This window comes from Pseudomonas sp. MIL9 (genome assembly GCF_016887925.1).
Lineage (GTDB): Bacteria > Pseudomonadota > Gammaproteobacteria > Pseudomonadales > Pseudomonadaceae > Aquipseudomonas > Aquipseudomonas mohnii.
Window position 1 is genome coordinate 115924 of the sequence record NZ_JAFEHE010000017.1, and the last position, 15039, is coordinate 130962.

The window sequence follows — 15039 nt, forward strand, 5'->3', positions numbered from 1 at the left end:
GAGCATTCCCTGGATAAAACGGTTTAAGGCAAAAGTCGAGCCGGCAACAGGCGCATCAACTGCGTATCGAACCAGGCCACGAAGGCCGGCGACGGCACAGCATCGACCGCCAGGTACCACCAATCGGCAGCGGCGAAGGCACGGCACTTCACCGCGTCCTTTTCGGTCATCACCAATGGCAATGACGGAGTGAAATTCAAGGCCTGCACGCTATATTCGGCATGGTCGGCGAAGGCATGCGGCACGGGTTGCCAGTGTAGCGTTTCGAGGGTCTTGAAGAAACGCTGCGGATTGCCGATCCCGGCCACGGCGTGCAGCACCTGGCCTTTTGGAAAGTGATCGAGGGGACGACGCTCACCGCTTTGCAGATTGACCAGCGCGGTGGGTTGCAGCTGGAAAGCGAACCCCCCATCGCGGTCAGCCGTGGCGCCGTTATAGAGCACCGCATCGACGCTTTGCAGGCGTTCGACCGGTTCTCGCAGCGGCCCGGCCGGCAGGCAACGCTGGTTGCCCAGGCCGCGGGCAGCGTCGATCAGCACCAGTTCCAGATCCCGTGCCAGCCGGTAATGCTGCATGCCGTCATCGGACAAAATCAGATCCAGCGGCTCGCTCGCCAGCAAGGATTTGACGGCATTGCTGCGATTGGGGTCGATCATCAACGGCACACCGGTGCGCTGGACGATCAACAATGGCTCGTCACCGGCAATGTCTGCGGTTTGATCCGCCTCGACCCGCCATGGCCATTGCGCCGGCCTGGCGCCGTAACCACGACTGACCACACCCACCCGCAAACCACTGCGCTGGCAATGCTGGATCATCCACAGAATCAGCGGTGTCTTGCCGGTGCCGCCCACGGTGATGTTGCCGACCACGATCAACGGCACGGGTGGCTGATAGATATCACCCTCGCCCGCCAGAAAGCGCTTGCGCTTGTTGTTGACCACGCGCCGATACAACCACTCCAGCGGCTGCAGAAGTTTCAGGGCCGGATGACCCCGATACCAGGCGGCAAGCAGGCGATCGGACATGGTCATCAGGGTGCGGGCGGCGCCGCCTCGATGGTGGTCATGCGCAAGTGACTGAAGCCAAGCTTGCCGGCGGCGTCCATGGCGGTGATGACCGCCTGATGCTGGGTCTTGCCGTCGGCGCTGATGGACAGCGGCCGGCTGGTATCGCCGCCGGATTCTTTCTGCAACGCGTCCATCAGGGTCGCCAGGTCACTTTTCGGCAATACTTGGTTATTCACCGAAAACACGCCTTCGGCACTGATGGCGATGTCCAGCTGCCTGGTCTGGTCTTCAGCCGGCGAGCCGCTGACCGCTTCCGGCAGGTCGACACGCAATTGGGTTTCACGGGTAAAGGTCGTGGTCACCACGAAAAACAGCAACAGGACAAACACCACGTCGATCAGCGACACGAGGTTGATGTCCACCGTTTCCCGTGGTTTGCGGCGGAATTTCACGCTTTGCTCCCGGCCAGATCCACATCACGGTCGCCTTGCACCACCTCGACCAGCTTGATGGCTTCCTGCTCCATGCCCACGACGAGTTCATCGATACGCCGTTGCAGGAAACGATGGAAGAACACCGATGGAATACCTACGATCAGCCCCGACGCCGTAGTGATCAATGCCTTGGAAATACCGCCGGCCAACACCCCCGGATTGGTCGCCATGCCCGTGCCCATGAACGAACTGAAGATATCGATCATGCCCAGCACCGTACCGAGCAGGCCCAGCAACGGCGCCATGGCGGCGATGGTGCCGAGGGCGTTGATGTAGCGCTCCAGCTCGTGGACGACCCGGGCGGCGGCTTCTTCAATGCACTCTTTCATGATCTCGCGGCCATGCTTGGAGTTCGCCAGACCCGCCGCCAGGATCTCGCCCAATGGCGAATTGGCGCGCAGTTCCTTGAGTTTTTCCTTATTGAGCTGCTTGTCCTTGATCCAGACCCAGACCTGCCCGAGCAAGTGCTCCGGGGTGACGCGACTGGCACGCAGGGTCCAAAGGCGCTCAGCGACAATCGCCATTGCCGCGATGGAACTCAGGATGATCGGTACCATCATCCAACCGCCGGATTTAACCAATTCCCACACAGTGACAGTCCCCTCGAAAAAGTGCGCCACTCTAACATAGGGGGTCGGCGCACCGAAGACCGTGATGTCGCATTCGGTCGGGCGTTCATGACACCCGGTTATTTGGCCAGGGGTGGTGGATCGCGCCAGAAGCGCCGTTCCAGACGCATTGAGCGCGGCGCCTCGAAACGCCCGAGCTGGAGATGAATGGCACCTTGATCCGCACTGTCGTAGATCGCCATGCCGTACTTTTGATAGCGTGCCAGGACGGTCGGGTGTGGATGGCCGAACGAATTGCCCTGGCCACGTGAGATCAGCACCGCGCTGGGCAGCAACCGGTCAAGCAGCGCCATGGAGGACGAACTGCGGCTGCCATGGTGCGGCGATTGCAGCCAATCGGTGGGTATGGCCAACGGACTCTCGAGCAGCGCTCGCTCGGCGGCCATGTCGATGTCGCCGGTCAGCAGCATTCGCTCACCGCTGGCTTCAATCTGCAACACGCAGGATTTGGGATTGCTTTCACGGGCGTGCGCCCATTGCCACAGTTCAAAGTTCACGCCGTCCCAGGTCCATCGCCGACCGCTCTCGCAGCCCGCCGCTTGCCATTCACTCGGCAATTCTGCGGGTTCACCACCGAGTACGTGCTTCACCGGTAGCCCCTGGGCGACTGCCCGCGCCCCGCCGGCATGATCGGCATGGGCGTGGCTTATCAGCATCAGGTCAATACCGTCCACGCCCAGCTTGCGTAACGCTGGCAAGACCACGCGCTCGCCGAGATCGTTATCACCGAATCGGGGACCCGCGTCATACAGCAGCGTGTGGTGGCGAGTGCGCACCAGGATCGCCAGGCCTTGGCCGACGTCCAGCTGCCAGATGTCGGCAACGCCTTCCGGTATTTCCGGACGCGGCGGAAAAATCAGCAACAGCAGCAGCGGCCAGCCTAGCGGGCGCAACGGTACGCCTCGCGGCAGCAACAAGAGAAAGGCTCCCACGGCACCCAGCCCCCAGACCCACAGCGGGATCGCCGCGGGCACCCATGCCGGAACCTGGCCAGCCACCGACGCCAGGCCCCTGAACAACCCATCGATCAAGCCGCCCGCGAGCCACAACAGGCCCTCACCCACATACGGCACCGGCAATAACAGCGTCCCGAGCAAAGCAGGTGGCAACACCATCAGACTGATCCACGGCACGGCCAGCAAGTTGACCAGCGGTCCACTGAGACTGATCGGCAACCCCAGCACCAGTAAAAGCGGGCCCAGGCCGATGGCGATCAACCATTGCGCGCGCGTCCAGGTTTGCCACCATCGCCACGGTCCCAAACGACCGCTGAAAGTGAAAATCAACACCGCGACCGCCGCAAAGGACAACCAGAATCCCGGTTGCAAACTTGCCAGAGGATCCAGCAATAACACGCCATTGAGCGCGAGCAACAGCGGCCACCAGGCCCCGAGATGACGAAAACGCAGGCGCCATAACAACACCAGACCGATCATCAAACAGGCACGCCGCACCGGCACCTCGAACCCGGCCAACAACCCGTATCCGAGGGCTGCAGCGAATGCCAGACCACAGGCCCAGGGCAACCACGGCAGACGGTTCGGCCACAGGCCATAGCGGGCGAGTCCGGCAATCAACAGATACACCACCCCCGCCAGCAGACCGATGTGCTGCCCGGAAATCACCAATAGATGCACAGTGCCGGTGTCTTGCAACACCTGCCAGTCCTGACGGCTGAGTCCGCCACCATCCCCCAGCACCAACGCCGTCAGAACGCCCGTCCGGCCCTGGGCATCCACGGCCTGCAACCGCTGCCGGATGCCGTCGCGCCAAGCCCCACGCGCCTCGCTCAATAGCTCGCCGTCCTTGACCGTCCCGGTCGCACCGATTCGTTGCGCCAACAGCCAGGCGTCGTAATCAAAGGCATGTGGATTCAGCAGCCCGGCGGGACGTTTCAGCTTGACCGCCACTCGCCAGCGCTCGCCGCTCTTCACTGGTGGTCCGCCATACCAGGCCAGACGCATGAGTGGCGGCACGGTACCGTGGCGCGACCGCGCGTCGGCCAATTCGAAACGCACCACCGCCTCGGTATGCTGCGGCAAACCCACCACCCGCCCTTCGACCCAGCGCGTTTCGCCATCGAGGCGCGATGGCAATCGATCATCCAGCGCCCATTGGGCCTGCAGGCAGGCCCAACTCAAACCGAACAGGAAAAACGCCACTGGATAAGTCCTGAACGGCAGCAGCATGAAACCGATAATCGGCAACAACGTGCATAACCAGACCGGCGGCAATGCCGGTAAAAAACGCAACGCCAGCAGACCCAGCGCCAACGCAACCATCCCTGTGCGCATAAGCTCGTCCTAGAGAGTCCAGCCCCTAGGCATAGCCGGCCCATCGCACCACCGTCGTTATTAATTGTCACAAACTCTGAATGGGCACCTCATAGAATCCAGACATACTTGCCGCCTTAACCGACCGAGAAGCCTTATGCCCCGGCGCTTATTCAAACGCTACATGCCAGACCCGACCAGCATCAGGGAACACAAATCCTTACGCTTTCTCGGCACCCTGCTGCATGACCCGAACCTCTGGCACCTGAATCGTCACTCCGTTGCCAGGGCCATGGCCGTTGGCCTGTTCGCGGCATTCCTGCCGATCCCGTTGCAGATGTTGCTCGCCGCCACGCTCGCCATCATGGTGCGCGGCAATATGCCGATTGCCGTCAGCCTGGTCTGGCTGACCAACCCGATCACCATGCCAGCCGTGTTCTATTGCACTTACCAGGCCGGTGCCTGGCTGATGGACGTTCCTCCCCGCCAATTGCCGGATGCGCTGACCTGGGAATGGATCAGCGGCGAGTTATCGACCTTGTGGCAGCCGTTTTTGCTGGGCTCGGTAGTGACGGGGTTGGCCCTCGGGGCGCTCGCCTATTGCCTGGTGATGATGTATTGGCGCTGGTGGGTGGCGCGGCAATGGAAACGGCGCAAGAAAAGTCGAATGTGAGAAAGCAAAACGGCCTCCGTATGGAGGCCGTTTCTTGCAGGTGTCTGTCATGACGCTATCGCGGGCAAGCCCACTCCCACAGGTTCTTCGGTGTGAATGCGACTTGTGCTACACAACAGGTCCTTGTGGGAGCGGGCTTGCCCGCGATTCAGACGACACACTATCTCTTATGTGCGCATCCCGCGGCCGCTGACCAGCAATCGCGCGCAACCGATATACAGCACGACGGTCGCCACCAGCATGAAGGTAATCGCAATGCTGATGCGGATATCCGACACGCCGAGGATGCCGTAGCGGAACGCATTGACCATGTGCAGCACCGGGTTGGCCAGGGACACGGTCTGCCAGAACGGCGGCAGCAGCGAGATCGAGTAGAACACCCCGCCCAGGTAGGTCAGCGGCGTCAGCACGAAGGTCGGAATGATCGAAATGTCATCGAAATTGCGCGCAAACACCGCGTTGATGAAGCCCAGCAGCGAAAAGATGGTCGCCGTCAGCACCACCACCAGAATGGTCACACCCAGGTGATGTACCTGCAAATCAGTGAAGAACAGCGACAGCAGCGTCACGATGACGCCAACCATCAGGCCACGCAGTACGCCGCCCAGGGTGAAACCAATCAGAATGGTGTGGGGCGAGACCGGCGACACCATCAGTTCTTCAATGGAACGCTGAAACTTGCTGCCGAAGAAACTCGACACCACGTTGCCGTAGGAGTTGGTGATCACCGACATCATGATCAGCCCCGGCACGATGTACTCCATGTAGGTAAAACCACCCATGTCGCCGATCTGCCGGCCGATCAGGTTACCGAAGATCACGAAGTACAGAACCATGGTGATCGCCGGCGGTAGCAGGGTCTGCGGCCAGATCCGGGTAAAACGCCGGACCTCACGGTAGACGATTGTGTTCAGGGCAACGAGGTTGGGCTGCAGCTCGGAACTCATACCGCCACCTTCGACAGATTTTTCTCCACCAGGGACACGAACAACTCCTCGAGGCGATTGGTTTTGTTACGCAGGCTCAGCACTTCGATGTTCTGCTGTGCGAGTTGAGTGAACAACGCTGTGATACCCATGCTCTTGTCGACCTGGACCTCCAGGGTGTGGTCGTCGAGCAACCGTGACGGATAGCCGATCAGCTGCGGTGGCACGCTCAGGCTGTTCTTCAAATCCAGCAGGAAGGTTTCGACGTGCAATTGGCCGAGCAACTGCTTCATGCTGGTGTTTTCGACGATGGTGCCGTGGTCGATGATGCCGATGTTGCGGCACAACTGCTCAGCCTCTTCCAGGTAGTGCGTGGTGAGGATGATGGTGATGCCTTTTTTGTTCAGCTCGGTGAGAAAGGTCCACATCGAGCGACGCAGTTCGATGTCCACGCCGGCAGTCGGTTCGTCGAGGATCAACAGGCGTGGCTCGTGGACCAGCGCACGGGCAATCATCAGTCGGCGCTTCATGCCGCCGGACAGTGAACGCGACGGCACATCGCGCTTGTCCCACAGACCGAGCTGGGTCAGATACTGCTCGGCGCGTTCCTTGGCAATTTTCGCCGGAATGCCGTAGTAACCGGCCTGGGTCACGACGATGTCGAAGGTCTTTTCAAACTGGTTGAAGTTGAACTCCTGGGGCACGACGCCGATGGAGCGCTTGAGCCCCGCCGGATCCTTGTCCAGGTCGTGACCGAAAATATTCACCGTGCCGCTGGTCTTGTTCACCAGGGTGGAGAGAATGCCGATGGTCGTGGATTTGCCGGCGCCATTGGGGCCGAGCAAGGCGAAAAAGTCACCTTCGGCGACATCCAGATCGATACCACTCAAGGCCTGGAAACCGTTGCCGTAGGTTTTGGTTAGCTGCCGGATGGACAGAGCGGAACTCATATCGGATTTACGCACCAAGAAGGGAAGAGAGGAGCAAATAGGGGCGGGCGGCGGACAACTCAACCACGACGCACCGGCACAATGGTGCTTGTCGCCGCCACACAAGTACAGTCAAGTGTGTCGATAGTGAGTATTAAGTCAACGCGGTCATCACCGCCCGTTGATAAGCCGGACGCTGTTTCAGCCGTGCGTACCAGGCCTCCAGATGCGGCATGGGCGCACGCTCGATCGGCATTTCGAACCAGGCATAAATGAAACTGCCCAAAGGAATGTCGCCCATGCCGATCTCATCGCCGGACAGGTACGGCCGGGTTGCCAATGCCTGATCGGCCATCGCCAGCAACGCTTCGCATTCCTGGATTGCCGCCTTGATGGCGGGCCAGTCCTGCTGGTCTGCCGGGGTGCGCAGGACGCCCCAGAACACCGTGCGGAACGGTCCGGCAAAACTGGAAGTGGTCCAGTCCATCCACTTGTCGGCCGTTGCGCGGGCTTGCAGGTCGGCCGGGTACCAGGCGCTGCCTTCGGCGTGACGGGCCAACAGGTAACGGACGATGGCATTGGACTCCCACAACACAAAGCCATCGTCTTCAATCACCGGGACGCGGCCGTTGGGGTTCATCGCGCGGTACTCCGGGGTGTCGACGACACCAAAGGCACCGCCGGCATCGATGGCTTCATAGGCCAGGCCCAGCTCTTCGGCGGCCCACAATGGCTTTCTGACATTCGATGAATTTTTCCGACCCCAGATCTTCAGCATGACCGCCTCTCAATGGATGAACGCGCAGGCAGCATACGCCGGTTCAGGCGCGACTCAAATCGCTCTGCATGTCCCCCAGCAGCGCTGGCAGTTGCTCGCCGAACAAGTGCGGATAGCACTGTTCAAGGTGCGCGAAGAAAAACGTTTCGGGCACGTCGGCGAACTGGCCGTGATCAATCAGATACTCCATCAATTTCTCGCCATCGCGATTGAATGGATGAAAAACACTGTCGTTGATTCCGTCGAATTCCAGCGGCGCGACATTGAACAGCTCACATAAACCCTGGTTGAAGGCCGGAGTGGCTTTGACCCAGCGACCGTTCAGGTAAAGCTCGGTATAGCCATGCATGGCAAACACGTCGCTCTTGAGCAATTCGAGCAGACGCGGCGTCGATAAATGATTGCGAACGTCCGCCAGACCGATCCGCGCAGGAATCCCGCAGTGCCGCGCACACCCGGCCAACAGCGTGGCTTTGGGCACGCAATAACTTTCACCGGTGGCCAGTGCATGACTGCCGCGCAAGGTCTGGGGATCACGGCTAAATGTGTAAGGGTTATAACGCACGGCTTCACGGACGGCGTAATAGAGGTTGATCGCCTGCTCGAGCGGGTCGCGACTGTTGCCACGATGTTTTTCGGCGAACTCCACCACCGAGGGATGGTCACTATCGATGAAGCGGCCGGGACTCAGATACTCGTGCATGAGGGCTATCTCCTGGGGAAGCCCCGAGTCTAGCGAGCGATCAAGCACAAAGATAACGACGTTTCGGCCAAACATGGACGCTATGTCACTCGTTCAATGAACGATTTGTCACGACCTGTCGTTCATCAGGCCTACAAAAACATCCATGGTTTTCCCACGTTTTCAATCACAACGCTCTGCCCCCCCCTGTTTTGCGGATGCCGTCTAAGCTCTGAGGGTTGGCTCGCCCTGGTTTCACGGAGGATTAAATATGCTGCTGTTGTGGATACTGGTTCTGATTGTCGGGATAGCTTATTTGGCCCACCGTCGCATTTCGCCGCTGCCTGCACTGGGCATCGTGGCCGTCTACCTGGTGGCAATGGGCGCTTTGAGCCGTGCACCAGGCTGGCTGCTGCTGATTTTCTGGGTATTGCTCGCGGTCGTGGCGGCCCCCTTGTTGCTGCCCGAGCTGCGTCGCAAATCCTTCAGTGCGCCGCTGTTCAAATGGTTCCAGAAAACCCTGCCGCCCATGTCTCAAACCGAGCGTGAAGCCATCGAGGCCGGTACGGTGTGGTGGGACGGCGAATTGTTCAGCGGCCGCCCGGACTGGAACAAACTGCTGGCCTATCCCAAAGCGCAGTTGAGCGAAGAGGAACAGGCCTTTATTGACGGCCCGACCAATGAGCTCTGCGCCATGGTCAGTGACTGGGAGCTCGGTCAGACCCTGGATCTGCCGGCCGAAGCCTGGGCCTTCATCAAGGAAAACGGCTTCTTCGCCCTGATCATTCCCAAGGAATTTGGCGGCAAGGGATTCTCGGCCCATGCCCACTCCCAAGTGGCGATGAAACTGGCCTCCCACAGCGGCGACCTCGCTTCCACCGTGATGGTCCCCAACTCCCTCGGTCCGGCCGAACTGTTGCTGCATTACGGCACCGACGAACAACGCAACCATTACTTGCCACGCCTGGCGCGCGGCGAAGAAATCCCCTGTTTTGCCCTGACCGGCCCCCTGGCCGGTTCCGACGCAGGCGGCATGCCCGATACCGGGGTGATCTGCAAAGGCGAATGGGAAGGCAAGGAAACCCTTGGCCTGCGCCTGAATTGGGAAAAGCGCTATATCACACTGGGGCCGGTGGCCACCCTCCTCGGCCTGGCGTTCAAGGCCTACGACCCGGACCATTTATTGGGTGACAAGGAAGACCTGGGCATCAGCCTGGCATTGATACCGACTGATACCGCCGGTGTGGAAATCGGCCGCCGTCACCTGCCGCTCGGCGCGGCGTTCATGAATGGCCCGAACTCCGGCAAGGATGTATTCGTGCCGCTGGAATACCTCATCGGTGGCCAGGAAATGCTCGGCAAGGGCTGGATGATGCTGATGAATTGCCTGTCGGTCGGGCGCTCGATTTCCCTGCCTGCGGTCGGTACCGGCATGGCCAAGTTCACCAGTCTTGTGACGGGCCAATACGCGCGGATTCGCGAGCAGTTCAACGTTCCGATTGCCGCCTTCGAGGGTATCCAGGAAGCCATGGGGCGCATCGCCGGCAACGCCTGGATGATGGACGCGGCGCGAATGCTGACGACCAATGCAGTGGATTTGGGCGAAAAACCGTCCGTGCTGTCGGCCATTCTCAAATATCACCTCACCGAACGCGGTCGCGAGTGCATCACCCACGCCATGGATGTTCATGGCGGCAAGGCAATCATCATGGGGCCAAGGAATTATCTCGGTCGGATCTGGAATGGCGCGCCGATCTGCATCACCGTGGAAGGGGCGAACATTCTCTCGCGCAACCTGATGATCTTCGGCCAGGGCGCGATTCGCTGCCATCCGTTCGTCCTCAAGGAAATGGCGCTCGCCAGCCGCGAAGACAAGGATCAGGCACTGATCGAATTCGACGGCCTGCTGCTCAAGCACATCGGTTTTGCCGTGAGCAACGCCGCCAGCACCCTGGTGCTGAACCTCGGTTTCGGGCATCTGGAACACATGCCCGGCGACAAGCTCAGCCAGGGTTATTTCCGCGCGCTCAACCGTCAGGCCGCTGCGTTCGCGCTGCTGGCCGACCTCAGCATGATGTTGCTGGGCGGTGAGCTGAAACGCCGCGAACGCCTCTCGGCACGACTGGGTGACGTGCTCAGCAACCTGTACCTGGCCAGTGCCGCGCTCAAGCGTTACAGCGACCTCGACTCAGCGGAACACATGACGCCGCTGTTGAGCTGGGCCATGGAGGAAAGCCTGGGCCAGGCTGAACGGGCCATGGATGAATTGTTGAATAACTTCCCGAACAAGGTGCTGGGCTGCCTGCTGCGGGTAATCGTGTTCCCGTTCGGCCGCCGTCACAAAGGGCCATCGGACAAACTCGGTGCCGAAGTGGCAGCGGTGATCGGCCGTGCCAAAGGCGATCCGACCCTGGAAGAGTTGCTCCTGGGTTGCTATCGCCCGCAATCGGCCGACGACCCGGTCGGCGCATTGCAGCACGCCAGCGATCTGTTGAGCGCGGCGCAACCTCTGCAAAAGAAACTGCACACGGCGCTCAAGAGCGGCCAGGTCAAACCGATCGCCGGGGAACACATCATCGATACGGCACTCGAGGCTGGCGTGTTGCAACCCGTGGAGGCTCACACCCTGCGTGAAGCCGAAGCGGCGCGACGCAAGGTGATTGATGTCGATGATTTCGACAAGGACGAGCTGGCGCTGGCCGCAGGGAAGGTCCGCTGATCCAGCAACCCCTCTCTACCCAGTGAAAAAAGGGCGCAGGAGCTTTATACTCCCGCGCCCGTTTTGCTCTTGAGGACTTATCTCGTGTCCAACATCGTTGCCGATCATCTCGTTTTGCTCGACCACTTGCGCAGCATCCTGGTCGCCGTAGGTGAGGCCGACCAGGTTCCCGAAGAAAGCCATGCCTTGTTCCTGGAGCGCTTCGACGAATTGCGTGCGTTGCTGCCGGTCGACCCGATCGAAAGCCAATACCTGGGCCAGGACATTCTGTGTCAGGTGATCACCCGCTACCCGCAAATCGCCCACCTGGTCCCGCGCGACCTGCTGTGGTACTTCGCCGGCGATTGCCTGCATTACATGCCCGACGATGAAATCGACCTGTACCAGGCCCTGGAAGAACGTCGTTTCGAAGCCGAACAGAACGACGAGCCTTTCGACTGGAACCAGGAAAAACAGCTGCTGGCGCTGTCGAATGAGGACAGCAAGCACTGATCCGCGATCAGCAATAAAAAGGCCCGCCTGTTCAACCATGCGGGCCTTTTTATTGCGTTAAAACAAGCCGTCACTCTCAGGCAATTCATACTCCGAAACCGCCGTAGTCAGCTTGCCCGGCTTACCGGGTTTGCCCAACGTCGGCTCTTTCTCCATGCACTCCACCAGGTAATCGATCAACACCCGTAGCTTGGGAGGCAGGTAGCGAGTGGGCGAATGCAGCAACCAGGCGCCGCCGTGGTAGGACGCCAGGAAGGTCCAGTCTGGCAGCACTTGCACCATCAACCCCTTCTCCAGGGCACGGCGCGCCGTAAAGTACGGCAAGCTGCCAATACCGATGTGCTGCAAAACGGCGCCAAAACGTACACCCGTGTGGTTGGCGGCGTATCGCCCGCGCACACCCACGGTGACTGATTTGCTGCCTTTCTTGAACTTCCAGCGCGCATCGCTCGGTGTTTCACCCAGGTAGATGCAGCTGTGGTTGAGCAAATCATGGGGATGAGTCGGCGTCCCGTGTTCAGCCAGATACTGCGGCGTCGCACAAAGCAAATGGTCAATCGTCAGTAACTGCCGCCCCACCAGACCCGCAGGGGGCCGATCGGTGATGCGAATCGCCAGGTCGACGTGATCGTCGATCAAATCCACATGGCGATCCTCAAGCAACAACTCAACATCCACTTTGGGATAGCGGCGCAGAAACTCCGGTATATGCGGGTGAATCACGATACGACCCACCGCTTTCGGCACACTGAGACGCACCACGCCCTCAGGCTCATCCGTAAACTGACCGCTGATCTCCATCACTGAACGAGCGGCATTGACCATCTCCCGGCAACGCTTGAACACCTCTTCGCCACCGTCGCTCAAACGCAATTTGCGCGTGGTGCGTTGCAGCAAGCGAGTGGCCAGCGCCTTCTCCAGACGCGAAATGCTGCGGCTCACCGCCGAAGGTGAGGAGCCCAATTGCCGGGCCGCCTCGGAGAAGCTGCCGGTCTCGACGACCTTGACGAAAATCGCCATTTCACCGAGCAACGGTAGCGGAAGATTTATGCTCAAAACGCAACAGTCCTTTGATATTTGAACGGATTATCACGTAATTCCAGGCTTCATATAATAAAAAGTGGAAACATTTATACGAGCATTGAATATGACGCTTCGCCTCTTTTTCCACAGGGATGACCTCAAGGCCAATGTGGAAGTCCTGGAATGCACGCCCCACGAGAACGAATTCGCCGTGGTGCTGCGCGCAACGCTGTTTCACCCTCAGGGTGGCGGGCAGCCCTGCGACACCGGATGGATCGGCGAAAGCCAGGTACTGCGCGTGGTTCAGGATCCCGACCGGATCATTCACTTTGTCGACCAACCGATTAAACCTGGCATGACTCCGATCCAGGTGGACGAGCAACGTCGTCAGTTCAATACGCGTATGCATACCGCCGGCCACCTGATCGGCCACTTTGTTCAGGCCATGGGCTGGATGCCGACCAAGGCCCATCATTGGCCAGGCGAAGGGCGTGTGCAGTTCAAACCCGCAGAGTCGGCAAAAGACGTTGATGCCCCCATGGTTCAGCACGGCATCGAACAATGGATCGCCCGCGATCTGCCGCGCCTGACATCGCTACGCGAAGGCGCCCGGGAGATCGGTTTCGGTGAACTGCCCGCCTATGGCTGCGGCGGCACCCACGTACGCAGCCTGAAGGATCTGGGCACAGTCACAATCGCGTCCCTTTCACAGAAGAAAGGGATTCTGTCGGTTCACTACCACGTGGACTGACGCCGGGGCGCCTGTATTCGCAGGCCTCGTTGACTCTCTGATAGATGGACCTAAGACATGATGCTTGACGTCGAGCGTCTCGATGAGGCGTGCATAAAAAAACTGGCCAACGAAGAAGTCCTCGCCATCCGCGTCAAAGGTTGGATAGCACGGCCGCTGGCCATCCAGATCGGTGAAAAGATTCTCGCACCAGGCTTTGAAGGCTATATCAATGCACCGAGCATCGGACGCATCGGCATGGCGTTCTATGAAGCGGAAAACCGGCCGCTGTTGATCGAGGATTACTTTGAGCGGGCCACCCGCAACATCGCAGAGTTGCGCAACCGTTGCGCGCCCTATGCCTGCCCGGTCGACACGCTGCGTTGCATGCTCGATGAATCATGGCCGGCCGGCGCACACCTGGAAAGCCTCTACGGCCGCAAGATGTACGTTGGCCTGTCGCGCGTGGTGAAACCAGACGTGTGCTTTCTGGCCCACCACGACATTTTCGCCAAGGACGCCCCCGACAGCTATCAGGCCAGAAGCCTGGCAGCGCAGTTCGCCTGCAACATTTACCTGAGCATGCCCACTGCGGGTGGCGCGCTGCAGATATGGAACCACGATGTTTCCCCGGAACGGTTCGACGAAATGCGCGGCGACAGCTATGGCATCGACCCAGCGCTTCTGGGCACTCCAACCCTGGAAATTCGCCCCGAGCCCGGGGATTTCATCATGTTCAACTCACGACGCATGCATTCGGTAACACCGGGCGTGGCGGATCCGCGATTGAGCCTTTCATTCTTTGTCGGCTACCGCGGCAATGCTTCCCCCCTGACCTTTTGGAGTTGAAATGTATTCGAACTACCTGGGCGAGTTTCTGGCACTGGCGATGATCCACTTTCTGGCGGTGGTCGCTCCCGGCCCTGACTTCGCCGTGACGATTCGCCAGAGTGTGCGTTTCGGCCGGATGATCGGGATTTGCACGGCATTGGGGATCGGCGCGGGAATTTCAGTGCACGTGCTGTACACCTTGTTGGGCGTCGGCGCGCTGATGCACACCACTCCCTGGCTGTTGACGGTGGCCAAGGTCGTGGGCGGTGCCTACATCCTGTACCTTGGTGTCAGCCTGCTGCGCAGCAAACCGAAAACCGTGGCGGAAGGGAATAACGACGCAGACGAACCGTTCGTCGAGCAAACACTGCTGAGAGCCTTCACCACCGGTTTTCTGACCAACGCCTCAAACCCCAAAGCCACTCTGTTTTTCCTGGCGATTTTTACCACCCTCATCAGCGCCACGACCCCACTGAAGATTCAGGCGCTGTACGGAGTCTGGATGTGTTTCGTAAACGCATTGTGGTTTGTCATCGTTGCACTGTTCTTTTCCAGTGCACGGGTGCGATTGTTGTTCATGCGCATGGGACACTGGTTTGAACGCACCATGGGGGTGGTCCTGATCCTGTTTGCCGGCAGGCTGATTCTGTCGATGTAAAATCCCGACCACGCAAAAGGCCCGCTCAGTCAGACTGGCGGGCCTTTTTGCTATATCGCAGATAAATCACGCACAAACAAAAACGCCGCTCAATGAGCGGCGTTTTCGTTAAATATGGAGCGGGAAACGAGACTCGAACTCGCGACCCCGACCTTGGCAAGGTCGTGCTCTACCAACTGAGCTATTCCCGCA

At 59.7% G+C, this 15039-nt stretch carries 15 protein-coding genes and 1 tRNA gene; 6 read left to right on the forward strand and 10 right to left on the reverse strand.

Going from position 1 to position 15039, the window contains the following annotated elements; all coding sequences use genetic code 11:
* Positions 1-23: 23 nt before the first annotated feature.
* The 4 genes from lpxK to JQF37_RS18830 all read right to left on the reverse strand — a co-directional run bounded on the left by lpxK (position 24) and on the right by JQF37_RS18830 (position 4427).
* Positions 24-1034, reverse strand: a complete 1011-nt coding sequence (gene lpxK / locus JQF37_RS18815; RefSeq protein WP_130206746.1) for a tetraacyldisaccharide 4'-kinase — start codon at positions 1032-1034, stop codon at positions 24-26.
* On the reverse strand, positions 1034-1462 hold the full coding sequence (locus JQF37_RS18820) for a biopolymer transporter ExbD (protein WP_130206744.1): 429 nt from the start codon (positions 1460-1462) through the stop codon (positions 1034-1036). Before JQF37_RS18820 ends, lpxK begins: the two co-directional genes overlap by 1 nt.
* On the reverse strand, positions 1459-2094 hold the full coding sequence (locus JQF37_RS18825) for a MotA/TolQ/ExbB proton channel family protein (RefSeq protein WP_189340387.1): 636 nt from the start codon (positions 2092-2094) through the stop codon (positions 1459-1461). The genes JQF37_RS18820 and JQF37_RS18825 overlap by 4 nt, the downstream gene beginning before the upstream one ends.
* A gap of 98 nt (positions 2095-2192) precedes the next feature.
* Entirely contained in the window at positions 2193-4427 is a 2235-nt protein-coding gene (locus JQF37_RS18830; RefSeq protein ID WP_130206740.1) for a DNA internalization-related competence protein ComEC/Rec2, read from the reverse strand.
* A gap of 136 nt (positions 4428-4563) precedes the next feature.
* On the opposite strand from JQF37_RS18830, the gene JQF37_RS18835 reads away from it, so the two are divergent.
* Positions 4564-5079: a DUF2062 domain-containing protein gene (locus tag JQF37_RS18835; protein WP_130206738.1), complete on the forward strand. Its 516-nt coding sequence runs from the start codon at positions 4564-4566 to the stop codon at positions 5077-5079.
* Positions 5080-5246: 167 nt separating this feature from the next.
* Here JQF37_RS18835 and JQF37_RS18840 read toward each other — a convergent pair whose 3' ends face one another.
* From JQF37_RS18840 to JQF37_RS18855, 4 genes are all read right to left on the reverse strand, one after another.
* The gene (locus JQF37_RS18840) at positions 5247-6026 is read right to left on the reverse strand and encodes an ABC transporter permease (protein ID WP_103406458.1); all 780 of its coding nucleotides are present in this window, start codon (positions 6024-6026) and stop codon (positions 5247-5249) included.
* A complete protein-coding gene (locus JQF37_RS18845) occupies positions 6023-6955 on the reverse strand; it encodes an ABC transporter ATP-binding protein (protein WP_103406459.1) in 933 nt (310 codons plus the stop codon). Before JQF37_RS18845 ends, JQF37_RS18840 begins: the two co-directional genes overlap by 4 nt.
* A 133-nt stretch (positions 6956-7088) precedes the next feature.
* Complete coding sequence (locus JQF37_RS18850) at positions 7089-7712, reverse strand: glutathione S-transferase (RefSeq protein WP_130206736.1); 624 nt, start codon at positions 7710-7712, stop codon at positions 7089-7091.
* Positions 7713-7755: 43 nt separating this feature from the next.
* Entirely contained in the window at positions 7756-8415 is a 660-nt protein-coding gene (locus tag JQF37_RS18855) for a transglutaminase family protein (RefSeq protein WP_130206734.1), read from the reverse strand.
* 250 nt (positions 8416-8665) lie between these two features.
* On the opposite strand from JQF37_RS18855, the gene JQF37_RS18860 reads away from it, so the two are divergent.
* Both JQF37_RS18860 and JQF37_RS18865 read left to right on the forward strand, forming a co-directional pair.
* Positions 8666-11113: an acyl-CoA dehydrogenase gene (locus tag JQF37_RS18860; protein WP_130206732.1), complete on the forward strand. Its 2448-nt coding sequence runs from the start codon at positions 8666-8668 to the stop codon at positions 11111-11113.
* A gap of 84 nt (positions 11114-11197) precedes the next feature.
* Positions 11198-11605: a PA2817 family protein gene (locus tag JQF37_RS18865; RefSeq protein ID WP_047526931.1), complete on the forward strand. Its 408-nt coding sequence runs from the start codon at positions 11198-11200 to the stop codon at positions 11603-11605.
* A gap of 57 nt (positions 11606-11662) precedes the next feature.
* Here JQF37_RS18865 and JQF37_RS18870 read toward each other — a convergent pair whose 3' ends face one another.
* On the reverse strand, positions 11663-12661 hold the full coding sequence (locus JQF37_RS18870; protein WP_130206730.1) for a LysR family transcriptional regulator: 999 nt from the start codon (positions 12659-12661) through the stop codon (positions 11663-11665).
* Between the two features lie 91 nt (positions 12662-12752).
* Between JQF37_RS18870 and JQF37_RS18875 the strand changes: the two genes are divergently transcribed.
* The 3 genes from JQF37_RS18875 to JQF37_RS18885 are packed head-to-tail and all read left to right on the forward strand — an operon-like array spanning position 12753 to position 14847.
* Positions 12753-13379: an alanyl-tRNA editing protein gene (locus JQF37_RS18875; RefSeq protein WP_130206728.1), complete on the forward strand. Its 627-nt coding sequence runs from the start codon at positions 12753-12755 to the stop codon at positions 13377-13379.
* Positions 13380-13436: 57 nt separating this feature from the next.
* A complete protein-coding gene (locus JQF37_RS18880; protein ID WP_130206726.1) occupies positions 13437-14207 on the forward strand; it encodes a 2OG-Fe(II) oxygenase in 771 nt (256 codons plus the stop codon).
* A 1-nt stretch (position 14208) separates the two neighbouring features.
* Complete coding sequence (locus JQF37_RS18885) at positions 14209-14847, forward strand: LysE family translocator (protein ID WP_130206724.1); 639 nt, start codon at positions 14209-14211, stop codon at positions 14845-14847.
* Positions 14848-14962: 115 nt separating this feature from the next.
* Here the strand turns inward: JQF37_RS18885 and JQF37_RS18890 are convergent.
* A tRNA-Gly gene (locus JQF37_RS18890) sits at positions 14963-15038 on the reverse strand.
* Between the last annotated feature and the right edge of the window lies 1 nt (position 15039).